This is a genomic window from Micromonospora sp. NPDC005298, assembly GCF_040607375.1.
Lineage (GTDB): Bacteria > Actinomycetota > Actinomycetes > Mycobacteriales > Micromonosporaceae > Micromonospora.
Genome location: NZ_JBEXGP010000008.1, coordinates 140,102 through 162,921 on the forward strand (window position 1 = coordinate 140,102; position 22,820 = coordinate 162,921).

Here is a 22,820-nt window from a genome sequence, read left to right on the forward strand (position 1 = left end):
GGCGGCTACTCGGCGGGCTTGAGGACATACCCCGCGCCACGCAGCGTGTGGATCATCGGTGCGCGCCCGGCGTCGATCTTCTTGCGCAGGTACGAGATGTACAGCTCGACCACGTTGGCCTGGCCGCCGAAGTCGTAGTTCCACACCCGGTCGAGGATCTGCGCCTTGCTGAGCACCCGGCGCGGGTTACGCATCAGGTAGCGCAGCAGCTCGAACTCGGTCGCGGTGAGGGTGATCAGCTGGCCGGCCCGGCGTACCTCGTGGCTGTCCTCGTCGAGGCTCAGGTCACCGACGGTGAGCACCGCGTCCTCCCGGGCGGCGACCGCGAAGCCGGAGCGGCGCAGCAGCGCGCGCAGCCGGGCGATCACCTCCTCCAGGCTGAACGGCTTGGTCACGTAGTCGTCGCCGCCGACGGTCAGGCCGGCGATGCGTTCCTCGACGGCGTCGCGGGCGGTCAGGAAGAGCACCGGCACGGTCGGGGCGTGCTCACGCAGCCGGCGCAGCACCTGGAAGCCGTCCAGGTCGGGCAGCATCACGTCGAGCACCACGGCGTCCGGCTGGAACTGCCGCGCGGTGCTCAGCGCCGCCTGACCGTTGCCGGCGCTGCGCACCTGCCAGCCCTCGTAGCGCAGCGCCATCGACAGCAGGTCGGTCAGGGTCGCCTCGTCGTCGACCACCAGCACCCGCACCGGCTCGCCGTCGGGGCGACGCAGCTCGATCCGGCCCGGCGCGACGTGCCCGTCCATCACCATGCCCCCCATCGTGGGTGGGGCACCTGTGCCGCGCCCCTGCGCCACCTGTGCGCCGGCTGTGCGGCCGGTGCGCGCGTCACCGCCGGGTCACTCGGACACCCCGAACGCGTCGGTGCGGACGAACCGCATGCTCCAGCCGCCCAGCCCGTCGGGCCGGTCGCGTTCGTAGAGGTGGTCGGGGCCGGGCTGGGTGGGGCCGGTGCCGTCCGGGTGGCGCATGATCCACCGCTGCGGCGGCGCGCCGTCCGGGCCGGCGGGCACCTGCCGCACCAGGCCGTCCGCGGGCCCGCCGACGAAGCGTACGGTGACCTCGCTCATCGCGGCGTCCCCCCGGTGACCGTGCCGGCACGCTCGGTGAGCCGGCCCTGGCTCGCAAGCTACCGCACCCGCCGTGTGCCCGCAGCGAGGTACGGCGGGATCGCGCGCCCACGATTCCCGCGTCGGTTTGCCCAGCTCGGAGCCCGGGTACCGCCATCGAAGCACCCGCCGCCGGCGGGTCGGGGGCAAGGAGTGGTCGATGCGGACGCTGGACGGGCGGTACCGGCTCGAACAGCGCATCGGCGTCGGCGGGATGTCCGAGGTGTGGCGGGCCCACGACGAGGTGCTGGACCGGCCGGTCGCGGTGAAGCTGATCCTGCCCGGCCCGGACGGACAGCACGGGCCGGTGGAGCGGATCCGGGCGGAGGCCCGCTCGGCGGCCCGTCTGGTGCACCCCAACGTGGCGAGCGTGCACGACTTCGGCACCTCGTCCACACTGCCCGGTCGCCCGGTGCCGTACATCGTGATGGAACTCGCCGAGGGCGAGACACTCGCCGCGCACCTGCGGTCGGGTCCGCTGGACTGGCGGATCTCCACGCGGGTGTGCGCGGAGGTCGCCGCGGCGTTGGCCGCGGCGCACGCCAGCGGCATCGTGCACCGGGACGTGAAGCCGGCGAACGTCATGCTCACCCCGGCCGGGGTGAAGGTTCTCGACTTCGGCATCGCCACCCCGGCCGGCGCACGGGACCCGCTGCCGTCCGGGATGCTGATGGGCACCCCGGCGTACCTGGCGCCCGAGCAGCTCGACGGCGCGCCGGCGACCCCGGCGGCGGACATGTACGCCCTCGGCGTGCTGCTCTACTACTGCCTCACCAGCCGCCTGCCGTACCGGGCGGCCAGCACCAGCGAGCTGCTCGGCGCGCGTCGACACCGGCCACCGGACCGCCTGCCGGAGATCGACGGGTTGCCGGCGGAGGTGGCCGAGCTGTGCCACTCCTGCCTGGACGACGACCCGGCGCGACGCCCGACCAGCCTGGTCGCCGCGCTGCTGCTGGCCGAGGCGGTGGACGCCCGGGTGTACGTGCCGATGCTGGTGCCGGCCCCCCGCGAGCCGGCCCCGGTGTCGCCGTGGACCGAGCGGGCGGCGACCGAGGCCACCGAGGCCGTGGCGCTCGCCGACGGGTGGGACGGCCGCTGACCGTGGCTCTCGCGGCGTTTCGGCGGGCCACGGCCGGGTAGCCGGGCGGTGAGCGACGGGAGAAACGCGATGCCGGATCAGAGTTCCTGGCTGCGTGAGGCCACCGCGACCGCCGAGGGCGGTCACGTACGCACCGACGATGGCGGGCTCTCCACCGCGCTGGCCTCACCGCTGGCGCCGCACTGCACGGGGCTGACCCCGGAGCAGTTGCTGGCCGCCGCCTTCGCGTCCTGCCTGCACCACGCGGCGGTGGAGGTGGCCGGGGAGATCACCGACGAGGCGCACACGGTGCAGGTGCGGGCGGAGGCGAAGCTGGGGCGCGACAACGACGGCCGCTACCGGGCCGACGTGCACGCCGAGATCTCCTCGGCCGGTCTGAGCCGGGACCAGCTCGCCGACCTGGTCGAGTACGCGGACCGGCTCTGGCCGTTCTCCAGCGGCGACAACACCCGGCACCGGCTGACGGTCACGCCGGCCGAGAACGGCCGCCACTGACCCCTCCGGGTGGGCAGGTCGGCGCCGACGTTCCGGCACGCGGCCCTCGCCCGTACGGGTGATGCTGACCCGCGGCCCGATCCGGCGCGCGGGCTCGAGCCGATGACCGCCTTCGTGCAGCCAATCGGAAATACCCGTCTGGCCCGATCGGCGAGGTTCTGGGCTTTCCGGTGGCCTTCGCCCCTTATTGTGTCCGCGATCCGGGCAAATTGTGGCGCATGCCACCGTAAGGGCCGATGGCATAGAGCCCTGAGCTATCTAGCCTCGGCGGGTGCATGCCGACGACCCCTCCGAGAAGAAGCTGACCGACGCGCGCCCCACCACCCTCTCGGGCGACGCCGCATCAACCGAACGGACGATCGGCCGTCACCGGGCCCCCGAACCGCCCCGCCGGAGCCTGCTGGGCTCCACGCCGGTGCGGGTGGCCCTGGCTACCGGTGTCACCTGCTGCCTCGGCCTGGCCGCCGTGGCCACCGCCCGCGGCGGCGAGGACGACGTCCGCCCCGTGGAGCCGCTCGCCGAGGCCGTCGCCGACCGCGCCGCCATCGCCGACCAGCGCGCCTCCCGGTCACTGGACCGGGACGTCGCCCCCGCCCGGGTCACCCCCAGCCCGGTGGCGACGCCCACCCCCAGCCGCGCCGCCGTCCGCACGGCCCCGAAGAAGCCGGTGAAGCCCCGCCGGCCCCGCCCGGTCGCCGGCCTCGACCAGGCGCAGATGGACAACGCCAAGATCATCGTCGACGTCGGCCTGGAGATGAAGATGCCGCGTCGCGCCCTGGTGGTGGCGCTGGCCACCGCGATGCAGGAGAGCAACCTCTACAACCTGGCCAGCGACGTGCTGCCCGAGTCGGCGCAGTACCCGAACCAGGGCAGCGGCTCCGACCACGACTCGGTCGGGCTGTTCCAGCAGCGGCCCAGCAGCGGCTGGGGCACGGTGGCCGAACTGATGCGCCCCTCGTACGCCGCCCGGGCCTTCTACTCGGCCCTCAACGAGATCCCCGGCTGGCAGGACATGAGCGTCACCGCCGCCGCTCAGTCGGTGCAGATCTCCGCCTACCCCGACGCGTACGCCCAGCACGAGGAGCGGGCCACCACCGTCGCGGCGGCCCTCACCACCTGAGCCGGGGCTGGCGGGTGTCCGCCGCCGGACGCCCGCTCGGCGGCTCCGCCGCGACACCGCCGGCGGCCACCCGCGTCGCCGGCGCGCCCGTGCCGGCCGCCGCCGTCGCCGTGTCGACCGGCACCGACTCGCCGTCGACGGTCACCCCGCTGAGGATCTCGTCGGCCCGCTCCACCCGCCGCCGGCGAGCGTGCAACGCCGCCTCGAACTCGCGGCGGGCCCGCACGGCATCGGCGTACGCCCGCTCGCGCACCTGCCGCGCCTCCGCGTGGGCCTCGTCCAACTCGACGCGCGCCCGGGCCAGGATGTCGGCCGCCTCCCGACCCGCCGCGTCCTGGGCGTGTCGGGGCACCGCGGTGTCCCCCAGGTCGAGCCGCTGGAGCAGGCCGCTGAGAAAGGCCGCCTCCTCGCGGATCTCGTCCCACTCCCCGGTGGCCCCGGCGGCGCTCCGCGCCCGCGCGGCGAGCCGGGCCAGCCGGACCCCCAGCTCGTCCAGGCAGGCGTCCACCTGCCGCTTGTCGTAACCGTTCTCAACGACGGAGAACCTCATCCTGTCGCCCCCCCAGGCAGCTGCTGTCACTTCCCCACTGGATCCTCGACGGCGGCGGCAGCGGCCGAGGGAGTTCGGGAGAAATGTTCAGCATCCGAGGGCGCGGGCGGCCCCGGCCCGGGTCAGGGGCGCTTGGGCAGGACGACGACCCGTCCGAAGAACTCGTCGATGCGGCGGACCACGTCGTTGAAGTCGTCCAGGTCGATCGGCTTGGTGACGTACGCGTTGGCCTGCAACGTGTAACTGCCGACGATGTCGGTGTCCGCGTTGGAGGTGGTCAGGACCACGATCGGGATGGTGCGCAGATCCTCGTCCTGCTTGACCGCGCCGAGCACCTGCCGCCCGTCCATCCGGGGCATGTTCAGGTCCAGCAGGATGACGTCAGGGCGTCGGGCCTGCTCGTGGCGGCCCTCGGCGCGCAGGAACTCCATCGCCTCCTCGCCGTCGCTGACCACGTCGATGACCTTCTCGACGTCGGAGTCCGCCAACGCTTCCTCGATCATCAGCACGTCACCCGGGTCGTCGTCGACGACCAGGATGCGTACCGGCTGCGGGCTGTCTACGCCCATCTTTTCCTGCCTCGGGTCGACGGAGACGGGACCTGACGGTCACCGTGTTGGCGGGGAAATGTAGCCCATCAGGAGGCGCTGCGGGACGCCGGGTCGACGGTGTCCGGTTCGTAGCGCAACACGTCCGCCAGACCGGTGACCCGCAACACCCGCTCGACCCGACCGTGGGCGCCGGTGAGCCGCAACCAACCGCCGTCGGCGGCGGCCCGGTTGTCACCTCGGACGAACACGGCCATCCCGGTGGAGTCGCAGAACGTGAGGTCGGCGAGGTCGAGCAGCAGCCGGCTCTCGCCGGCCTCGGCGAGTTTGTCGATCGCGGCGGACAGCTGGGGGGCTGTGCTCAGGTCCAGTTCACCGGCGAGCTGCAGGCGAGCGCCACCGCCGTCGCGCCCGGCGTACCTGACGCTGAACGTCACCGTTCTCCCCCTCGCTCCACCGGCTTCGGTGGGACGTTTGCAGTGCGGCAAGTATACGCAGAGGTACGTCGACGGCCGCAGGCCGCGGTGATCGACTCGGCTGCCGCCGGGATGGACGTTCAGCGCACGGCGTGGGAGCCGGCGGCGGTCGCACCCGACCGGCTCAGCGCGAGCGCCCGCGCCGCGCGCGGGAAGTCCCGCAGCACACCGGCGTAGTGCCCCAGGGTCAGGTCCACGGCGGCGGCCGGCACCCCGCGGCTGGCCAGGATCTCCACCAGCCACGACACGAACTCCGTGAACAGCGACGGGTCGTCGACGTACAGCGCGGCGGCCAGGAAGTCCACGATGTGGCCCAGGTCGCTCACCGTCGAGTCGAACTGGGCGGCCGTGTAGTCCCGTACCGCCGGCACCCGCTCCCGCAGGTCGGCGAGCGCGCTGTCGATCAACTCGCCCCGCCTGCGGACCAGGCTCGCGTACTCGTCGTCGACCAGGTGCGACAGCTGGGCCGGCGGGACCCGGCGCAGCGCCCGCTCGTCGGCGATCAGCTCCGCCGCCGCCGGCGCGCTCGGTGCCCACGCCGCGCCGAGCCGGGCGGCCCACCGCCCGTCCGGGCCGAAACCACGCCCGCCCACCACCACCGGTACGTCCGAACGCCGGCACGCCTCGATCATCCGGTGCGCGTGCGGCAGCCGCATCGGCAGCGCGCACGCCAGGGCGACCGCGTGCGCGTCGTGCCGGTGCAGGTACGACACCAGGTGCGCCGCCGGCACGCTGGCACCCAGGAAGGTCACCTGCCAGCCCCGCAGCCGCAGCACCTCGGCCACCAGCCGGGGAGGCAGGGCGTGCCACTCCCCGTCCATGCAGGCGACCACGACCCGCCCGCCGGTGGGGCGGGGGTTGGCGTGCGCGGCCACCGCCGCCACCACCCGTTCGCTGATGTGCGTGGCGGCGTGCTCCTGCGCCACGCTCCACTCGTTGCGCGCCCACCGCTCGCCCACCTCGGCCTGCGCCGGCGCGACCAGGTCGAGCAGCACCCGTTCGGCGGGTACGCCCGCGTCGAGCAGGCCGAGCGCCACGTCGATGGCGGCGTACTCGTCGGCGTCGCCGAGACAGTCCAGGTAGCCGCGGTACGCGTCGGTCGGGTCGACGGGGGCCGTCGGAGCGCTCACGAGTCGGTCTCCCTCCGCGGCTCGGCGCCGGCGGGCTCGGGCACCGAGTGCAGGTGCCGGGGGGTACGGCCGCTCGGGCCCACCGCGCGCAACGCCAGCACCGCGATGTCGTCGTGGTCGCCGTGCCCCAGCCAGTCGCAGGTGACCTGCTCGACCCGCTCGGCCAGGGCGGGCGCCGGCATGCGCTGACAACCGGTCACCGCGGTGACCAGCCGATCGGTGCCGAACTGCTCGTCGCCCCGGCGGCCGCCCCGCGCCTCGGTCACCCCGTCGCTGTAGAGCAGGCAGGTTTCGCCCGGGGCCAGCCGTACGGTCACCTCGCCGACGCGCGGATCGGGCACCACCCCGATCAGCATGCCGCGCAGCGGCACCGACTCGACCTCGCCCGAGGCGCGCAGCACCAGCGGCGGCAGGTGCCCGCCACCGGCCATGGTGAGCGTGAGACCCCCGTCGCGGTGCGGGCGGGCCACGCCGAGCACGATCGTGGCGAACCGGCCCTGACCGTGCGCCTGGGTCGTCTCCAGCAGCGCGTCGTTGAGCAGCCGCAGCAGCCGCCCCGGATGGGACTCCAACCGGTGCAGCGCCTGGAGACACTGCCGCAGTTGACCCGTGAAGACGGCCGCCTCGACACCCTTGCCCGACACGTCGCCGAGGAAGAACACCGAACCGCCGTCGGCGAGCCGGTGCGAGCCGTAGAAGTCGCCGCCGATCCGCAGCCCCGCCTGCGCCGGCCGGTACGCGGTGCCCCACTGCACACCGGCGGCCTCGACCGGCTCCACCGGCAGCAGGCTGGCCTGCAGGGTGTCGGCCACCTCCGCCTGGTCGCGGTAGAGCAGCGCGGTGGTCAGCGCGGCGCCGGCCCGGGCCGCGAAGGCGCGGACCAGCTGCACATCGTCCTCGTCGTACCAGCGGGTGTTGCGACGCGCCACGAACAGGACCCCGGCCGGGGCGTCGCGGCCCGGCAGCGGCACGACCCGGGCGGTGCTCTCGGCGACACTGAGACCGGGCAGCCAGCCGGCGTCGACCGCCTGCTCCACCAGCCAGTCCACCGCGTGCGGCTCCACGCCGGTCAACCCGTCGGCGATGGCCGCCGGCAGGTCGGAGCTCGGGAGCACACCGCTGTCCACAAGCGGCGTCTCGTCATCGCTGCGCGACGCGCGCCACCAGCGGGCCCGGCCGGCGCGCGGCGCGAGCACCAGCACTGCCACCTCCGCCAGGGCCGGCACGGCGAGGCGGACGACCGCGGCGGCGGCCCGGTCCGGATGCAGCGGGTTGCCCAGCTTGTCGCCCACCACGGCCAGGAAGGCCGACCGTGCCCGCTCGGCCAGCAGCGCGTCCGCGCGGCTCGCGCTCTCGGTGACGTCCTCGACGTACCAGCAGAAGCGGCCGCCGGAGAGGGACACCCGGCGGGCGGTGAGCTGACGACCGCCGTGGGTGAAACGTGCCGGACTGTCGGAAGCGAGGCCGGGCACACCGGCGGCGGCGAGCTGCCCGCCGGGGAGCACCTCGGGCAGCAGCCGCTCGGCCACCGGGCTGACGTGCCGTACGACGCCGTCGGCGTCACAGACCACCAGGCCCTCGCGGAAGTGCTCGACGACCTCGGACCAGGCGGGCTCGGCCCGGCCCCGGTCGGGAGCCAGCGGCGGCAGCGCGGCGGGAGGCTGGGGCGCGTCGTCGGCGGACCACGTCAACGCCCGTGCGGCACTCGGCGTGGAGATCCGTCCGTCGCCCGGGTCGAAGCCCCTGACGTCGGAAGCAGTCACCAGCTGAGCCTCACTCCTCGTGGTCCACCGGACCCACGCGGGGGACGGCGTCTGGGATCACCTGTCTCCCGACCACCCTACGCCGGCATGCCGGAAGCGGCATCCCACGGCAGCCCACCGACCTGTGCCGCGTATCCGGCGGACCGCACGGCGCGTTGTTACGATCCTCCTCGAACCGGCCCGAGCGGCACCGGTGGAAAGGCGTGAGCGTGCAATCCCCAGTGCGACGACCCGAGGCCAGCGACCTGACCACGTCCGTCGATCTGTCCGACCCGGCCGGGCCGGTGATCCGGGTCACCGGTGAGCTGGCGTACGCGACGTGCGGGCCGTTGCGGGTGGAGGTCGACCGGGTGCTCGCCGACGCGCCACCGACCCTGGTACTGGACTTCACCGACCTGCACTTCATCGACAGCACCGGTCTGGCCGTGATCGTGCACGCGTGGCGGGAGGGCCGGGAGGTCGGCACCGACATCCGGCTGCGCGCGGTCCCCCCGTTCCTGGCGTCCATCCTCGACATCACCGGGGTGGCGGGGCTGCTCGCCCGGCACACCCAGGCGCGAACGGACGGGCGGCGGCCCGCCGCGACCGCCTGAGCGTTCGCCGCCACGCGGGCCACGGAAACGGGTCCCCCGGCTTTGCGTTCGGGCGCGGGACTGCGAACATGGTGGAATGTCCGACCAGCTGCTGACCATCGAGGTGACCCGGCTCGACGCCGGGCACCTCCAGCTGCGGCTGACCGGCGAACTCGACTACGACACCGCACCCGAGCTGATCGCGGCGGTGGCGCACCTGCGCGACGCGGACGGCCAGCGGTTGCTCGTCGACCTGGGCGGGGTGAGCCTCTGCGACTCCTCCGGGCTCAGCGCCCTGCTGGTGGTGCACCGCGCCGCCGGGTCGATCCGGTTGACCGGGGTCGGCCCACAGCTGCGGCAGATGCTCGACCGCACCGGCCTGACCGAGTTGCTGGCCGTCGAGCACGCCACCACCGACGCCGACGCCGACGTGCGCTCCATCGGCTGATCCGGGCCACCCCCGGGCGGGGTGGCCCCCGACCCTGGGACCTGGGGTCGGGGGCCGGAGGAATGTCTAGGGTGCCGTCATCGGCTGGAGCCGGGGTCCGTCGTCGCGGAGCGCGCCGACAGGCGTCGCGTCGGCGTCCTCGGGAACACCCGAATCGGGCGTCTGGTACAGGTAGCGGACGAACTCCCCACCCACCTCGTTGTCGTCCGCGCCGGGCCACTGGCCGATGCAGTCCATGCCGACCACCTCGCGCCCGGACCCGTCGGCCTCCTCCACCAACGCCCACAGGCTCACCGGATAGCACCGGGTGGCGTCGGGCGTGAGCTGCCAGCGCGCGTACCAGCCGGGTCGTGCGGGGACGATCTCGACGATCCGCTTCATGACGACCTTCCTTCCGCGTACCTCGGAAGAACTCCGGTCCTGACCCGATCCTGCGGGCCGTGCGGGTGAGCGTCCCTCACCCGTGGCGGATGAAGCCCGCCGCCGCCCGGCCGGCCCACCCGGCGGCGACCGTTTCGGCTGCCGGGGCGGCGGGAAGGCGACGGGCGCAGCCACGATCCCCAGCGGAAGGTGGTGTCACACCATGCGCAAGCAGATGGAGGGCGACAACCAGCGGCGCCGGGCACTGGCCCGGCAGGCCCGCGAGCAGGGTCGCCAGCCCAGCGAGTTCGGCGCCAGCCTGAGCGCCTCCAAGCAGGTCACCAGCCTGGAGCAGGGCAAGCGCGCCGGTCCCGCAGCGGCCGGGCGGCACAAGCAGGACTCCACGCGCGGCGGGCCCGCCCCGCCGACGCCCGGCACCCCGGACAATCCCCGACCGCAACCGCCCCTGCGTGACGGCGGGGCCGGGGTGAACACCGTGGGCTACCACACCCTCGTCGACGAGGTGGGTCGCCGGGCGGGCGTGGATTTCAGCACGGCCAAGGTCGGCGCCGAGGCGACAGTGCTGGTCCTGGCGTTCGCCCTGGACGCGGCGGAACGGCAGACGCTGCTCGACGCGGTGCCGAACTCGCTGCACGACGTCCTGCCGGTCGACGGCATCGAACGGCACCGCGACCTGCCCGGCTTCCTGGCCGAGGTGGGCCGGATCAGCGGCCGCACACCCGAGCAGGCCCGCTACCAGGCCGAGGCGACCCTCGCCGCGCTCGCCGACCAGGACGGCGACCTCGTCGAGTCGCTGCACGTGCCGGACGGGCTGCGCGAGCTGCTGAACCCGCCGGAGGCCGGCGGTGGTCTCGTGGGCGCCTCCACCACCACGCCGACCCTCGACGCCGACCAGCTCCAGGCGGCGCTCGACGACCTGCCGTACTGGGCCGGGGACAGCGACGGCCTGTACCGCGTGGTGGCGCTGCCGCCGGACAACCTGGACCGGGTGCTGGACCGGCTGGACCGGCTGCGCCAGGAGACCGGACGCGGCCCGAGCATCGGGCGTCCCGGCGGCACGGCTGCCGTGCTGACGGTACGGACCAGCCAGGCCGACGGGGTCACCGCGCTCGACGTGGACCTCGCCCACCGCATCGACGACGCGATCGACGAGGTGGGCGCGGGGATGGCCGGCTGACCGGCCACCGCGACGGACGACGGCCGGCGGACGCGGGGCAGCCCCCCGCTCCGCCGGCCCGCTCGGCTAGCGTGCCGGTCATGAACCGCACCGCCGACCGGCTGGAACTGGTGACCGACCCGGTCCGCCGGACCGGGCGCACGCTGCTGTCCGCCGGCGTCGAGCAGTCGTACGTGGACGTCGAGGACCCGCGGCACCTGCACTTCGAGTACGTCCGGCGGATCGCCGCCGCGGCCGAGCTGACCGCCCCACGGGGTGTCCCGCTGGACGTCCTGCACCTGGGCGGCGGCGCGTTGACGCTGCCCCGCTGGCTGGCGGCGACCCGGCCCGGCTCTGCGCAGCGGGTCGTCGAGCGGGACGCGGCGGTGGTCGCGCTCGTGGCCCGGGAACTGCCACCGCTGCCGCCCGAGGTGCGGGTGCAGGTCGCCGACGCCCGCGAGGCGGTCACCGCGTCCCCGGCGGCCAGCTACGACCTGGTGATCGCCGACATCTACCGGGCGGCCCGGATGCCCCGGCACGTCCGTACCGTCGAGTTCGCGGCCGAGGTGGCGCGGACCCTGCGCCCGGACGGCCTGTACCTGGTGAACGTCACCGACCTGCCGCCGCTGGTCGGCACCCGGGTGCAGGTGGCGGTCCTGCGGGCGGTCTTCGGGGACGTGTGCGTGCTCGGCGACCGGCGGATGCTGCGCGGCCGCCGTTACGGCAACCTGGTGCTCGCCGCGACACCCCGGGCCGGCGGGCTGCCGGTCGGCAGGCTGGCGGTGGCCGCCCTGCGCGATCCGGTGCCCGGCGGTCTGCTGCACGGCGCCGCGCTCGACACGTTCGTCGCGGGCGCCCGACCCGTCAGCGACGACGACACGCCCTGACGGGGCCGACCCGTCCGCAATCAGGGGTGATGCCGGGTTTCCGACGGCGTGCGCGGGGAAGGCCCGGCGGGTGAGCGACGCCGACACACGGGTGACCGCCCGCCGGACCCTGATCGTCATCGGTCTGGTGCTGGCGACCGCGTTCGCGTTGGCCTTCGTGTACGCGACCCGCCGGGTGCTGGTGTGGGTCGTGGTGGCCGCCTTCTTCGCCGTCGCGATCAAGCCCCTCGTCGACCGGCTGCAACGTCGACTGGTCCGGCGGCGGGCGCTCGCCACGCTGCTGGTGTTCCTCGCCGTGCTCGTGGTCGTGGCCGCTGTGGGCGCGATCATCCTGGTGCCGCTGGTGGACGAGCTGGGCCGCTTCGCCGACCAGGCACCGCAGCTGCTGCGCGACGCCCGCGCCGGGCAGGGACCGCTGGGGCAGCTGCTGGAACGCACCGGCGCCCGCCGGTACGCCTCGGAGCACTCCGACCAGTTGCGCGACCTGGGCACCCGGCTGCGCCAACCCGCCGTCGGGGTGCTGCGCGGCATCGTGGAGACGGTGGCCGGGCTGGTCACGGTCGTCGTGCTGGCGTACCTCATGGTGTTGGAATCCCCGCGGATCACCGGCGGCGTGCTCGCGGCGGCCGGGGACGGTCAGGGCGAACGGTTGCGCCGGGTGGGCCGTGAGGTGTCGCGGACCGTGACCGGCTACCTCAGCGGCAACCTGCTCATCAGTGTGATCTGCGGCGGCCTGACCTACCTGGTGCTGGCCCTCACCGGGGTGCCGTTCGCCGCCGTGATCGCCCTGCTGGTGGCCGTGACCGACCTGATCCCGCTGGTCGGCGCCACCCTCGGCGCGGTGATCGCCGCCGGCGCCGGTTTCCTGCACTCCCCCGTCGCGGGCGTGGTGGTGCTCGTGTTCTTCGTGGTCTACCAGCAGGCCGAGAACCATCTGCTCCAGCCGCTCATCCTGTCCCGCGCGGTCCGGCTCAACCCACTGACCGTGCTGGTCAGCGTGCTGCTCTCGGCGGAGCTGGCCGGCCTGCTCGGCGCGCTGCTGGCCATCCCCGCCGCCGGCATCGCGCAGACCCTGCTGCGCGAGTACGGGCCGCGCCGGCTGCGCCGGCCCGGCCCCGCCGTCCCGGGCCGCTCAGCGGACCCGGGCAGCGACCTCGGGTGACGTGCTCTCCAACGGCACCGCGTTCGCCGGAACCAACCCGAGCTGGACCGCCGAGCGGGTCAGCGCGGCGTCCAACGCCCAGTCGGCGCCGACACGGGTGCGGTTCCCGGGCATCGCCATCAGGTGGTACGCCCGGGTGACCGCCTTGGCCGGCAACCCGGCCAGGTTGACGTGCAGGGGGTTCGCCGCCGCGTCCTTGCCGCCCAGGTCGACCACCCAGCCCAGATCGTGGTGCTTGTACGGCCGGCGCCGCCCGAAGCCGTACGACGCGGCGATGTTGCGGGCGGCCAGCTTGCCCTGCCGCTGCGCGTGCTGGGCGGTCATCCCGCAGACCTGACCGGGGTGGGTGAGGTCGGGCACCGCGGCGGCGTCGCCGCAGGCGAACACCTCCGGGTAGCCGGGAACGTTGAGGAACTCGTCGGTGACCAGCCGCCCCCGATCGGTGCGCAGGCCCAGCTCGTTGACGAACGGGTCGGGCCGCACCCCCACGCACCAGACGAGGGTGCAGGTGGGCACGTACTCGCCGTCGGTCAACTTCACCCCGTCGCAGGTCGCCTCGGCCACGGAGGTGCCCATCCGGACGTCCACCCCGCGCCGGTTCAGCACCTTGTGCGAGGTGTCCGACATCCGCTTGTCCAGCTCCGGCAGAACCCGGGGCGCCACGTCGAGCAGCATCCAGCGGGGGCGGACCGTCAACCGGGGCCGCTGGGCGTGCAGCGCGTCGGTGAACAGCTGCCCGTGCGCGGCGACCTCGGTGCCCGTGTAGCCCGCGCCGACCACCACGAACGTGGACCGGGCCCGCTGCTCGGCGGGATCCTCGGCCTGCTCGGCCAGCTCGACCTGCCGGACGATGTGGTCGTGCAGGTAGACCGCCTCGGGCAGGCCCCGGAAGCCGTGCGCGTACTCGGTGACCCCGGGGATCGGCAACAGCTTGTTGACGCTGCCCACCGCGAGCACCAACCGGTCGTACGCCAGCCGGTTCTTCTCCCCCTCCGGCTGTGTGAAGCCGACCCAGCGGTTCTGCAGGTCGACGTGGTCCGCCTCCCCGATCACCACCCGTACGCCCTTGAGCGTCCCGGTCAGCGGCACGGCGATCCGTCGGGGCTCGATCACCCCGGCGGCAACCTCCGGCAGCAGCGGCAGGTACAGGAAGTAGTCGGTCGAGTTCAGCACCACGATCTCGGCCCGGTCCCGGGCGATCCGGCTCAACGTCTTCGCCGCGTGGTAACCAGCGAATCCGGCCCCCACGATCACCACACGAGGTTTCGTCATTGCGGGCCGTTTCCCGTCGAGGCCCGGGACAAACGTCAGCTCGGCTGGAGGCGTACGTGGCCGCGGCGGCCGACCGCCTCCATCGCCCACAGTTCGCCGTACGCGCGCACCCGCTCGGCGGCGATCCGGCCCAGTTCCTCCGGGATGTCCGGGTCGAGCACCAGCCGGCCGTCGACCGGGTTGAGGCCGAGCATGGCGCGGAGCAGGGCCAGCGGCGCGCCGGCCGCCCACGCCTGCGGGCTGCACGCGGACGGGTACGGGACCGCGAACAGCAGCCGGTGCCTGTCGAACCCGCTCAGCGCCTCCGGCAGCCGGTGACCGAACTGCTCGGCCGCCTCGAACATCGCCAGGCTGATCCGGTTCGACTCGGCCCGGTAGCCGTACCGGGCCAGGCCGAGCGCGGCGATCGAGTTGTCGTGCGGCCAGACCGTGCCCAGGTGGTAGCCGTTGACGGTCAGGAGACCGGGGTGTCCGGTGGTCGCTGCCAGCGCACCGTGACCGTCAGCTGACCCTGCACGCCCGTCCGGGCGATGACCGCGCCAGCCTCGGCGGTCAACTGAACCCCGAAGGTGATCTCGACCTCGTCGGGTCGGTGTGCCATCGACTGGAACCGGCCCAGGGCGACCGAGGCGGCGTCGCGGACCTCGGTGAGCGCCCGGTCGAACGTCTCGCGCGCCTCCCGGACCACCTTGCCGGCGGCGCCCGCGTTCGTCACGCCGGGCCGGCCGTCGACCTCGACCACCACCGAGCCACCACCGTCGAGGTCGAACCTGCGCAGTTCGGTCATCGTGTCGTCCTTCTCAATTCGTCGGGGGCGCTGCCGGTTCGCAACCCAGGTCCATGTACTCCGCCGGTGGCACCGAACGCCGCACGGCGTCGAGTTCGGCGAGCAGCGCGTCCAGACGGGCCGGGTCCTGGAGGTAGACCAGCACGGCCCGTTCGAAGGCGGTGGCCATCGCCGCCGGCAGCAGGTCCGACCCGTCGCGGCACAGCGTCCCGGACCGCAACCGGCTCGCCACCCTGCCGATGACGGGGTCGGCGTAGTCGCCCGACTGCGCACGACGGCTGAAGAACAGCTCGTCGCTGGACTCCCGCCAGATCCGCTGCGCCGGCTCGGACGCCAGGTACGCCATCAGGTCCCGGGCAGGCCCGGTGTCCCGGAACATGGCCGCGATGTCGTCGGACACCTCGCGCAGCGACGACGTGTCCGACGGGCCGACAGGCGGGGTGGGGAAGAAGTCGACCGGGCCACCCCCGTCCGGCCTCGCGTCCCGGTACGTGCGCAGCACGAACGAGGCCTGGTGGTCCAGGTAGCACCCCGGCGGCGCGGTGAGCAGACCACTGCCCGCGTCCGCCCACGTGGTGAAGAGACCCGCCCGCGCCGTCGCCGGTGACGACGACACCCCGATCAGCTCACCCCACGCCACCCAGGCGTCGCGCACCGGTCCCGTACGCCAGGGCAGCTCCCCCCGGGTCCACTGCTCGTACGCCGCCTGCCCCGACTGGTGCAGCAGGATGTCCTCGATCCAGTCGGTGCCGGGCCAGCCGGACACCGGCGGCGAACTCATTCCCAGGCACCACGGCACCCGACCGCCGGCCGCCACGCCCCGACTCTGGGCGACCAGCTCGGACCAGGTCGTCGGCGGCTGCCGGTGACCGACGGCGGCCAACGCGCGCGGCTCGTACCAGAAGATGCTCTTGAGGTGGGTGGCGACGGCGACCGCGTAGGCCCGTTGCGGGCCGATCGGTGTGGTCTTGCGGCCGAGACGGATCACCTGCGCGGCGGCGCCGGCGTCACCGTCGACGATCTCGTCGAGCGGACGCAGCTGGTCCTCGTTGACGTAGCGTTGCAGGTCGTTGAGGCGGGGCAGGACGGCGATGTCGGGCGGTCGGCCACGCTCGATGCCGGCCTGGAGGACCTGGCTGACGTCCCGGTGGCCCTGGTAGTCGACGTGGACGCCGGTCTCGGCCTCGAAGCCACGCAGGACCGCGTCGAAGGCGGCCCGCTCCGCGCCGGTCCACGACGCGAGGACTGTCACCTCACCGGCCGGCCCGTCGCCGGAGCATCCACTCAGGCCGGTGCCGGCCAGCAGCACGCCGACCAGCGCCAGCGCCGTCCACGAGAGGTTTCCACGGTGTCTCATGTCGACCGGTATCCGTATTCGGCCAGGCGGGGCTGGAACCCCGCGAGGATGAGCACCCCGATGCCGAGCGCCAGCAGGGGCAGGACGAACTCGACGGAGTTGCTGTCGGCGGCGCGGGCCGCGTGGGTCAGGGTGTCGGCCTCCGCCGCGCCCGCCGACGGCGAGGCCGCCGACGGCGACGGCGGTGCGGCGCTGGCCCGCAGACCCGCCACCGTACGGGCGCAGCCGCCCGGGCACCGCTTCCGCACCTCGTCGGCGAGCGCGTCGGCGGCCTCCTGACGCACCTGCTGGAACTGCCCCTGCCGGCTCTCCCGCACGGCCGCGACGTCGCGGCGGACCTGGTCGAGGTCCGCCGCCGATTGCAGACTCAGCGAGGTGAGCGCGACCATCCCCACCGTCGCCGCGGTGGCCAGCAGGAGGGGCAGGTTCAGTGCCCGCCGGAAGCGGCGGGACAGGTAGATCTGCGTCGGCACCAGCAGCGCGCCGAGGGCGAGCAGCGGCAGCAGCCACAGCGCCGGGGTCAGCCGGTGCGTCCAGCCGTTGTCCCGCTGCTCGTCGAGGACCGCCACCTGCTTGGCCAACAGGTCGTCGAGCAGACCCAGGATGTCGTCCATCAGGCTCGCCGCGTCCCGCAGCCAGGCGCCACCCAGAGCCGGCAGGCTGGCGTCGCGGTAGCTGGCGTCGGCCCGCCCGATCAGACCGGTGTACGTCACCAGCAGAGCCTCGACCGTCTGGATGTCACGGGTGCCTTCGTCCCCGGCCGCGTTGTTCTCGGCCACCAGGGTCAGGTACTGCCCGGCGCCGGCGATCTGGCGCTGGTAGTCCACCCCCGGGTCGCCCAGCAGCAGCCCGCCGTCGGTCAGGTTGCGTACCGCCGCCGCGTGCGCGCTGCGCAGCGCGTGCTGCGCGTCGTACACGGCGAGGATCGCCGGCACCGACCGGTCGGCAGCCGCGTCCGCCGTACGGGCCACACCGAGGAACACCGCCAGGCAGGCGACGAGGGCGACAGCCGTGGCCGCGAGCAGCGCAGCCCGCAGCCGCAGCAGCGTACGACGGGTGGTGCTGACCTGCCGCTGTCCCATCGGGCTCACGACCGTCACGGCACCTCCCCGCCGTCCCCGCCGTCCAGGACGGCGTCGCACTGCTCGCAGTACGCCGCGTCGGGCGGCGACAGGTGGCCGCACGCGGCGCAGAGCCGGTCCTCGCCCACCGGGGCGTCCAGGACCGGCCCGGCCGCGTCTCCCGGATGCGCGGTCCGGCTGGAGAACAGCAGGCTCACGTTGACGTCGACCCGGCTCAGGTTGGGTTTGAGCCGGACCAGACCGTCGGGTTCCAGATCCACCAGGTGGCGCAGCTGCTCCAGCGCCTTCTCGTCGCGGGTCAGCCGGGCCAGCTCGACCGCACGCGTCCACTGGGCGTGGGCCTCGACCCGGTCACCCCGGTCGTACGCGTCGCAGCCCGCGTTGATGACCTGACGCACCTCCTCCTGCCCGGTCACCTGCGAGACGCGGGGGTCGAGGCGGGACGACTTGACCAGGTCGTCGGTCCAGTGCACCAGCACGGGGGCGGGACCGGCCCGGACCTCCCCCTCGACGAGCAGGTTGATCCGCGCGGCCATCTGGTCCTCCTCCAGGTGCGCCACCGCGGGGTCGACGGCGAGGCAGAGGTGGTAGTCGCGCCGCTCCGCACCCCAGGACCCGGTGGCGAACTCGACGGTCCGGCCGTCGACCGTGTCGGCGTACCCGGTGAGGTCGGTCAGGGTGGGACTGGCCTGTTTGAAGAAGGTCACCGACGAGTACGGCATGCTCTGCACCCGGATCCGCAGGTCGGGCAGCAGCTTGCCGAGCGCGGCGTCGATCGTCTCCCGGAAACCCGCCTCCAGCTCGGCCGGGCGGCGTACCGCCTCGGCGGTGCCACGCAGCACGCCGGCGATCCGCAGCAGGTCCCGGGGATGCCACCCGTCGCCGATGCCCCGGGCGTCGCAGACGAATCGACCGGCGCACGTGTCGAGGACCCGCTCCAGCTCCTGCGGGGTCTCGTGCTGGTTGATGCCGTCGGTCAGCAGCAGCACGTGGCAGATCGCGGACGGGTCGTCCGGCAGCAGGTCCCGTGCGGCCGCCAGCCAGCTGCCCATCGCCGTCCCACCGCCCGGGCTGAGCCGGGACACCGCCGCCCGCGCGTGCGCCCTGGTCTCCGCCGAGGCGGTCGTCAGCTCGGCCGCCGACGGGTACACCATCCGGGCCCGCTCGGTCCCCTCGACCACCGCGAACCGGACGCCGTCGGGCAGCACGTCGATGGCGGCGGCGGTTGCCCGCCGCGCCGCCGCGATCTTGGTCGGGGGGTTCGCCATCGAGCCCGAGCAGTCGATCACCAGCACCTCGACCAGCCGTCGCGGGTCCGCCCGGGCCGGCCCGGCCGTCTCCGACCCCGGGGAATCGCCGACGACCGAGAGGATGGCGTGCATCTCGCGGCCGTTCGCCGGCAGGTACTTGTTCTGGCTGACCTGAAGGCTGAACTCCATGCCGGCGTCCACCGATTCACGCTCCGTTCCGGGTCGTCGTCTCGGTCACCATCGGGTGCGGGGTCGGACCGCGTTCGCCCGGTCGATCAGCACGTCGTGGTCGTCGGGGCGGTGCGCCTGCTGCCCGAGCGCCCGGTACGAACGCTCCAGCAGCACGCGTACCGCCCGCTCGGTCGGCGGCTCGCCCAGCACCGGGCTCGGGGCCAGCGCGTCGGCGGCACCGGAGGCCAGCAGGTCGAGCGCCATCTCCCGGATCGCCGTGGTCAACCGGTCGCGGGACTCGCCCTGCCGTTCGCCCCCGTCGAGGTGTAGCGTCGCCAGCCGCCCGACGGCCTGCTCCACCTCGGCCACGCTGGGCGGCCCGGCGGGCAACCGGGACGAGAGCACGCGCACCGCCGCGACGCGGGCCGCGTCGTGGTGGCGGGACAACGCGGGCACCTCGTCGAGGATGGCGACCGCGCCGACACGGTCGGTCGCCGCGAGCCGCAGCCGCGCCAGGCCGAACGCGGCGCTGGCCTGGAACGGGTCACGCCGCCACACCGCCGCGTAGAAGCGGGCCGCCAGGACGGTGTCGCCGGCACGCTCCGCGCAGTAGCCGAGCCCCAGCTTCGGGGCGATCTCCCCCGGGATGTCGCCGTACACCGCGTCGAAGTGTCGCCGCGCCTCGGCGATCCGGTCATCGGTCAGCGCCAGCAGCGCCTGGTGCCAGGCGATCCGCCAGTCCGCCTCGGCCCGCTCGCCGAGGACCACCCCGGCCTCGGCCAACGCCTCGGCCGCCGACCGGCGGTCGTGCAACGCGAGGTACGCCCGGCAGCGGCTCAACTCGACCTCCACCGACGCCTGGCCCACGGTGGCGAGTTTGGCGAGCAGGCTGCGGGCGTCCGGCGCCCCGACGGCGGCGAGGTCGTCGGCGGCCGGATCGTCCGGGTCGGGCCGGGGTGTCGGCAGGCCCAGGGCCACCACGTGGGCGGCCGGACGGCCGTCGTCGAGCAGCGTGGTGTCGGGGCCGTCGACCCAGGTGTGCAACGGCGGCACCGACCCGAGGCCGGCGTCGAGCAGCCGCGCGGACGGCTGGAACAGCGACACCGGTTCGGGTTGCCGCCGATCCGGCTGGCCCGCCAGGATCTCGCGCAGCACCCCGAGCAACTGCTCCGACATCTCGGTCGCGGAGGCGAACCGCCGGTCCCAGCGGGGGTGCACGGCCCGGGCGACGAGCCGGCGGAACGACTCGACGCCCAGCGCGTCCGCCGCCGCCCCCGGGGTGTCCGGCCCCGGCGTGCGGTGCTCGAACAGCTCCGCCAGTGTCCGGCCGAGCGCGAACAGGTCGGAGCGGGGCGTCGCACCCCGCGCCCGGAGTTCCTCGATGCTGACCAGGAAGTCGGCGGACCCGACCAGGTTCTCGTACGTGCCGTCGCTGCGGCGGACCCCACCCAGGTCGATCACCTTGATGCGGTCGGCCGTGCGCATCACGTTGTCGGGCTTCATGTCGGTGTAGAGCAGCCCACGCCGGTGCAGGTAGTCGAGTGCGGCGAGGATCTCGTGGCCGTACGCGAGGATGTGGTCCAGTGGGAGCGTGACGTCGGGCTGCCGGGCGTCCCCAGCGGCCACCAGCAGCCGGCGCAACGACATGCCGTCGAGGTAGTCCATCACGATGTAGCCGGTCGGGCCGGCGACCGGATCGTCGTGGGTGGCGAAGTCGGTGCTGCGCACGATGTTCGGATGGTCGAGTGTGTTGAGGAACTGCCGTTCCTGGATCGCCGCCGCGAGGGCCGCGTCGTCGTTGGCGTGCAGCACGCCCTTGAGCGCGACCTCCAGGTCGTCCTGGTGGGTGTCGCGGGCCAGGTAGACCCAGCCCTGCCCGCCGCGCGCCAGGCAGCGGACCACCTGGTAGCGGCCGGCGACCAGGTCGCCGGCGTTCAGGCTGGGCAGAAAGCTGAACGGCGTCCGGCAACGCGGGCAGAAGCCCTTCTCCAGACCGGGCCGGCCGCCCCGACCGCGACCGACCGGGTGCCGCCCCGGGCCGGGACAGAAACGGGCCTCCTCCGGCACCCGGGGCGGCCGGGCCGCGTCCCCGTCGGTCGAGAAGGCCAGCACCGGCAGGGAGACGAGACTGGCGACCGTCCAGTTGTCCCGGGTGCTCGCGAGCGGAGTCGCCGCCGCCGTGGACCCGCCCGGGCCGACGGCGGGCAGCGGCGCCAGGCCGCAGACGTCGCAGAAACCGGTGTCGTCGACGGTGCCGGCGCAGCCCGGCGTCCGGGTGCACGACATCACGACACACCCCTTGCGGTACGGGTGCCCACCGCGTGCCGGACGGCGTCCGCGTACCGGTGCACCGCCGCCGCGGCGGCCACCAGATCGCAGGCCCCGCCGGTGAGCTGCTCGTACGCCCGGCGGTAGAGCGGACTCAGCGCGGCGTCCTCGTCGAGGCCGTGGTCGACGGCCATGGCGAGGAAACCGTCGAGGCGACCGCGCAGCTCGGACCAGTCGGCCTCCACCGCGACGAGCCGCCGCCGGACGGCCTCGGCCTCGCGTACCGCGCGGTCGACGGCCCGTTCGGTCGACGCGAGCCGGGCGGCCAGCACGGACTCGTCGGTCATGGCGCGCAGCGCGGTGAGGCGGATCCGCAGCCTGGTCGACCGCGACGGCACCCGCGGTGGGTCGGCGACCACCGTGGCCACCGCGCGATACGCCCTCTCGGCGGCGGACTCGGTGGCCGCGAGGGTGGCGACGCGGCGCGCGAGCAGGGCGAGGCGCAACCCGACGGCCTCACCGCGAAAGGTCAGCAGCACCCGCAGGTCCCGGGTGGCGGCCTGGTCGACCAGCGGCATCACGACGTCGGAGAGCAGCGTCCCGGGATCGCCCGCCTCGTCGATGTTGTCGATGATCGTCGATCGTGGAGGCAGCGCGGCGGCGGGGCGGTCCGCCGTGTCGTCGGCCGCGCCGGTCCACTCGGCGATCCGCTCGGACACCGCCTCGGTCGCGCGACCGGTGACGTCCACGGCCAGGTCGATGCTGCCCAGCGGCGGCACGTCCGCGTGCTCGTCCGCCACGGCCGGTGCTCCGGTGGGGCGGAGCTCGCGGCTGGAGCGCACCGCGGCCTGGCGTACCGCCGCCGCCGAGGCGGACCCGGAGTGGACGGTGACGACGATCAGCACGTTGGCGTCGAGCTGCCGCGTGAACAGGTCGGTGATCTGCCGGGCGACCGCCGGGTCGACCGGGAGGTGGCTGGCCGCAAGGAAGCCGCGGTCGACCGACGGCGTACCGGGGACCAGGTCGCCGAGCCGGGGCAGGTGGTGCAGGATCGTCTCGACCGGGATCATCCAGGACAGGCCGCTGGCCGGGGAGGTGCCGGCGCCCACCGCGGGCGCGTCGTCGCTCTCCAGGTACGTGCTGACGACCATCCCGACGACCGTCCTGGTGATGTCGTCGACCACCGCGGCGCCGCTGAATCCGGGGCTGACCTGCGGGCCGGTGGTGGCCGCGTCCATCTGGACCCGTTCGCGTCGCGTGCCCGACGGGCCGGCGAGCCGCGCCCGGACGTACAGGCCGTGCTCCAGAGTGTCCGGAAATCCACGGACGACCACGTGCCGGTCCCACAGTCGCATCCGGCGCAGCGGTGCGTACGCGCCGGACGTCAGCGGTCGCGCCAGCTCCAGCAGGGCGATGTCGCCGCCACCCTCGTCGGTGGGCAGCACCCAGCAGTCCGGCACGACGCGCGCCGAGACGCTCGGCGAGCCGGGCTGACCGACCAGGTCGACGCCGATCGGCCCTCGCGGGACGGCGTGCGGGTCGTGCGACGCGTCGGCGACGACGTGGGCGCAGGTCAGGATGCGACGGTCGTCGATCAGCATGCCCGCGCCCAGGACCTCCCCCTGGGGGCCGCGGATACGGACCGGCCACGGCTCGTCGCCATGGTCGACCGTCACCGTCACCTGTCCCAGAGTAATCGAGCCACCAAGCCTCCAGTGCCCCGACCGATCGACGGAC

General features: G+C 74.2%; 24 protein-coding genes. 8 read left to right on the forward strand and 16 right to left on the reverse strand.

Translation table 11 applies throughout. The features are described 5' to 3' along the window. Window positions 1-5: 5 nt before the first annotated feature. Both ABZS77_RS15820 and ABZS77_RS15825 read right to left on the reverse strand, forming a co-directional pair. Entirely contained in the window at window positions 6-752 is a 747-nt protein-coding gene (locus ABZS77_RS15820) for a response regulator transcription factor (protein WP_354823032.1), read from the reverse strand. Between the two features lie 87 nt (window positions 753-839). Then, entirely contained in the window at window positions 840-1,070 is a 231-nt protein-coding gene (locus tag ABZS77_RS15825; RefSeq protein ID WP_354823034.1) for a hypothetical protein, read from the reverse strand. 199 nt (window positions 1,071-1,269) lie between these two features. Here ABZS77_RS15825 and ABZS77_RS15830 point away from each other — a divergent pair, with 199 nt between their 5' ends. The 3 genes from ABZS77_RS15830 to ABZS77_RS15840 all read left to right on the forward strand — a co-directional run bounded on the left by ABZS77_RS15830 (window position 1,270) and on the right by ABZS77_RS15840 (window position 3,823). After that, on the forward strand, window positions 1,270-2,208 hold the full coding sequence (locus ABZS77_RS15830) for a serine/threonine-protein kinase (protein ID WP_354823036.1): 939 nt from the start codon (window positions 1,270-1,272) through the stop codon (window positions 2,206-2,208). Between the two features lie 69 nt (window positions 2,209-2,277). Next, complete coding sequence (locus ABZS77_RS15835; RefSeq protein ID WP_354823038.1) at window positions 2,278-2,703, forward strand: OsmC family protein; 426 nt, start codon at window positions 2,278-2,280, stop codon at window positions 2,701-2,703. A gap of 271 nt (window positions 2,704-2,974) precedes the next feature. After that, a complete protein-coding gene (locus ABZS77_RS15840) occupies window positions 2,975-3,823 on the forward strand; it encodes a hypothetical protein (RefSeq protein ID WP_354823040.1) in 849 nt (282 codons plus the stop codon). On the opposite strand, the gene ABZS77_RS15845 is transcribed toward ABZS77_RS15840, so the two are convergent. From ABZS77_RS15845 to ABZS77_RS15865, 5 genes are all read right to left on the reverse strand, one after another. Then, window positions 3,813-4,373, reverse strand: a complete 561-nt coding sequence (locus ABZS77_RS15845) for an ATPase (protein WP_354823042.1) — start codon at window positions 4,371-4,373, stop codon at window positions 3,813-3,815. The genes ABZS77_RS15840 and ABZS77_RS15845 overlap by 11 nt on opposite strands. A 122-nt stretch (window positions 4,374-4,495) precedes the next feature. After that, entirely contained in the window at window positions 4,496-4,942 is a 447-nt protein-coding gene (locus ABZS77_RS15850; protein ID WP_354823043.1) for a response regulator, read from the reverse strand. 68 nt (window positions 4,943-5,010) lie between these two features. Further along, window positions 5,011-5,358 carry an STAS domain-containing protein gene (locus tag ABZS77_RS15855; RefSeq protein ID WP_354823045.1) on the reverse strand — a complete coding sequence of 116 codons (348 nt, stop codon included), beginning with the start codon at window positions 5,356-5,358 and terminating at the stop codon, window positions 5,011-5,013. A gap of 119 nt (window positions 5,359-5,477) precedes the next feature. Continuing rightward, the gene (locus tag ABZS77_RS15860) at window positions 5,478-6,527 is read right to left on the reverse strand and encodes a cobalamin-dependent protein (RefSeq protein ID WP_354823047.1); all 1,050 of its coding nucleotides are present in this window, start codon (window positions 6,525-6,527) and stop codon (window positions 5,478-5,480) included. Then, window positions 6,524-8,290: a SpoIIE family protein phosphatase gene (locus ABZS77_RS15865; protein WP_354823049.1), complete on the reverse strand. Its 1,767-nt coding sequence runs from the start codon at window positions 8,288-8,290 to the stop codon at window positions 6,524-6,526. The genes ABZS77_RS15860 and ABZS77_RS15865 overlap by 4 nt, the downstream gene beginning before the upstream one ends. 209 nt (window positions 8,291-8,499) lie before the next feature. Here ABZS77_RS15865 and ABZS77_RS15870 point away from each other — a divergent pair, with 209 nt between their 5' ends. Together ABZS77_RS15870 and ABZS77_RS15875 are read left to right on the forward strand one after the other, a co-directional pair. After that, a complete protein-coding gene (locus ABZS77_RS15870; RefSeq protein ID WP_354823051.1) occupies window positions 8,500-8,883 on the forward strand; it encodes an STAS domain-containing protein in 384 nt (127 codons plus the stop codon). A 76-nt stretch (window positions 8,884-8,959) separates the two neighbouring features. Then, complete coding sequence (locus ABZS77_RS15875) at window positions 8,960-9,310, forward strand: STAS domain-containing protein (protein WP_354823053.1); 351 nt, start codon at window positions 8,960-8,962, stop codon at window positions 9,308-9,310. Between the two features lie 66 nt (window positions 9,311-9,376). Here the strand turns inward: ABZS77_RS15875 and ABZS77_RS15880 are convergent, their stop codons facing one another. Then, window positions 9,377-9,691 (reverse strand): hypothetical protein, encoded by a 315-nt coding sequence (locus tag ABZS77_RS15880; RefSeq protein ID WP_354823055.1) that lies wholly within the window; start codon window positions 9,689-9,691, stop codon window positions 9,377-9,379. 202 nt (window positions 9,692-9,893) lie between these two features. On the opposite strand from ABZS77_RS15880, the gene ABZS77_RS15885 reads away from it, so the two are divergent. The 3 genes from ABZS77_RS15885 (at window position 9,894) to ABZS77_RS15895 (ending at window position 12,896) form a co-directional block, all read left to right on the forward strand. Continuing rightward, window positions 9,894-10,868: a DUF2267 domain-containing protein gene (locus ABZS77_RS15885; protein ID WP_354823057.1), complete on the forward strand. Its 975-nt coding sequence runs from the start codon at window positions 9,894-9,896 to the stop codon at window positions 10,866-10,868. An 80-nt stretch (window positions 10,869-10,948) separates the two neighbouring features. Beyond that, a complete protein-coding gene (locus ABZS77_RS15890; protein ID WP_354823059.1) occupies window positions 10,949-11,734 on the forward strand; it encodes a fused MFS/spermidine synthase in 786 nt (261 codons plus the stop codon). A 70-nt stretch (window positions 11,735-11,804) separates the two neighbouring features. Beyond that, window positions 11,805-12,896, forward strand: a complete 1,092-nt coding sequence (locus tag ABZS77_RS15895) for an AI-2E family transporter (RefSeq protein WP_354823061.1) — start codon at window positions 11,805-11,807, stop codon at window positions 12,894-12,896. Here the strand turns inward: ABZS77_RS15895 and ABZS77_RS15900 are convergent. The 8 genes from ABZS77_RS15900 to ABZS77_RS15935 all read right to left on the reverse strand — a co-directional run bounded on the left by ABZS77_RS15900 (window position 12,867) and on the right by ABZS77_RS15935 (window position 22,765). Next, complete coding sequence (locus tag ABZS77_RS15900) at window positions 12,867-14,168, reverse strand: NAD(P)/FAD-dependent oxidoreductase (protein WP_354823063.1); 1,302 nt, start codon at window positions 14,166-14,168, stop codon at window positions 12,867-12,869. The two genes, ABZS77_RS15895 and ABZS77_RS15900, sit on opposite strands and share 30 nt — an antisense overlap. A 35-nt stretch (window positions 14,169-14,203) precedes the next feature. Then, window positions 14,204-14,512 (reverse strand): hypothetical protein, encoded by a 309-nt coding sequence (locus tag ABZS77_RS15905; RefSeq protein ID WP_354823065.1) that lies wholly within the window; start codon window positions 14,510-14,512, stop codon window positions 14,204-14,206. 110 nt (window positions 14,513-14,622) lie between these two features. Then, window positions 14,623-14,955 carry a CU044_2847 family protein gene (locus tag ABZS77_RS15910; RefSeq protein ID WP_354823067.1) on the reverse strand — a complete coding sequence of 111 codons (333 nt, stop codon included), beginning with the start codon at window positions 14,953-14,955 and terminating at the stop codon, window positions 14,623-14,625. Window positions 14,956-14,968: 13 nt separating this feature from the next. Continuing rightward, window positions 14,969-16,312: an ABC transporter substrate-binding protein gene (locus tag ABZS77_RS15915; RefSeq protein ID WP_354823069.1), complete on the reverse strand. Its 1,344-nt coding sequence runs from the start codon at window positions 16,310-16,312 to the stop codon at window positions 14,969-14,971. After that, the gene (locus ABZS77_RS15920; RefSeq protein ID WP_354823071.1) at window positions 16,309-17,412 is read right to left on the reverse strand and encodes a hypothetical protein; all 1,104 of its coding nucleotides are present in this window, start codon (window positions 17,410-17,412) and stop codon (window positions 16,309-16,311) included. The genes ABZS77_RS15915 and ABZS77_RS15920 overlap by 4 nt, the downstream gene beginning before the upstream one ends. After that, window positions 17,409-18,845, reverse strand: a complete 1,437-nt coding sequence (locus tag ABZS77_RS15925; RefSeq protein ID WP_354823073.1) for a VWA domain-containing protein — start codon at window positions 18,843-18,845, stop codon at window positions 17,409-17,411. The genes ABZS77_RS15920 and ABZS77_RS15925 overlap by 4 nt, the downstream gene beginning before the upstream one ends. Before the next feature lie 33 nt (window positions 18,846-18,878). Beyond that, window positions 18,879-21,101: a tetratricopeptide repeat protein gene (locus ABZS77_RS15930; protein ID WP_354823075.1), complete on the reverse strand. Its 2,223-nt coding sequence runs from the start codon at window positions 21,099-21,101 to the stop codon at window positions 18,879-18,881. Continuing rightward, window positions 21,101-22,765, reverse strand: a complete 1,665-nt coding sequence (locus ABZS77_RS15935) for a trypsin-like peptidase domain-containing protein (RefSeq protein WP_354823077.1) — start codon at window positions 22,763-22,765, stop codon at window positions 21,101-21,103. Before ABZS77_RS15935 ends, ABZS77_RS15930 begins: the two co-directional genes overlap by 1 nt. Window positions 22,766-22,820: the final 55 nt, after the last annotated feature.

Excerpts from the sequence above, each read along its gene's own strand:
- ABZS77_RS15825 (WP_354823034.1), bottom strand. The coding sequence starts at position 1,070 with ATGAGCGAGGTCACCGTACGCTTCGTCGGCGGGCCCGCGGACGGCCTG.
- ABZS77_RS15885 (WP_354823057.1), top strand. The coding sequence starts at position 9,894 with ATGCGCAAGCAGATGGAGGGCGACAACCAGCGGCGCCGGGCACTGGCC.
- ABZS77_RS15915 (WP_354823069.1), bottom strand. The coding sequence starts at position 16,312 with ATGAGACACCGTGGAAACCTCTCGTGGACGGCGCTGGCGCTGGTCGGC.
- ABZS77_RS15910 (WP_354823067.1), bottom strand. The coding sequence starts at position 14,955 with ATGACCGAACTGCGCAGGTTCGACCTCGACGGTGGTGGCTCGGTGGTG.
- ABZS77_RS15830 (WP_354823036.1), top strand. The coding sequence starts at position 1,270 with ATGCGGACGCTGGACGGGCGGTACCGGCTCGAACAGCGCATCGGCGTC.
- ABZS77_RS15835 (WP_354823038.1), top strand. The coding sequence starts at position 2,278 with ATGCCGGATCAGAGTTCCTGGCTGCGTGAGGCCACCGCGACCGCCGAG.
- ABZS77_RS15845 (WP_354823042.1), bottom strand. The coding sequence starts at position 4,373 with ATGAGGTTCTCCGTCGTTGAGAACGGTTACGACAAGCGGCAGGTGGAC.
- ABZS77_RS15880 (WP_354823055.1), bottom strand. The coding sequence starts at position 9,691 with ATGAAGCGGATCGTCGAGATCGTCCCCGCACGACCCGGCTGGTACGCG.
- ABZS77_RS15850 (WP_354823043.1), bottom strand. The coding sequence starts at position 4,942 with ATGGGCGTAGACAGCCCGCAGCCGGTACGCATCCTGGTCGTCGACGAC.
- ABZS77_RS15930 (WP_354823075.1), bottom strand. The coding sequence starts at position 21,101 with ATGTCGTGCACCCGGACGCCGGGCTGCGCCGGCACCGTCGACGACACC.
- ABZS77_RS15890 (WP_354823059.1), top strand. The coding sequence starts at position 10,949 with ATGAACCGCACCGCCGACCGGCTGGAACTGGTGACCGACCCGGTCCGC.
- ABZS77_RS15820 (WP_354823032.1), bottom strand. The coding sequence starts at position 752 with ATGGTGATGGACGGGCACGTCGCGCCGGGCCGGATCGAGCTGCGTCGC.
- ABZS77_RS15905 (WP_354823065.1), bottom strand. The coding sequence starts at position 14,512 with ATGTTCGAGGCGGCCGAGCAGTTCGGTCACCGGCTGCCGGAGGCGCTG.
- ABZS77_RS15875 (WP_354823053.1), top strand. The coding sequence starts at position 8,960 with ATGTCCGACCAGCTGCTGACCATCGAGGTGACCCGGCTCGACGCCGGG.
- ABZS77_RS15900 (WP_354823063.1), bottom strand. The coding sequence starts at position 14,168 with ATGACGAAACCTCGTGTGGTGATCGTGGGGGCCGGATTCGCTGGTTAC.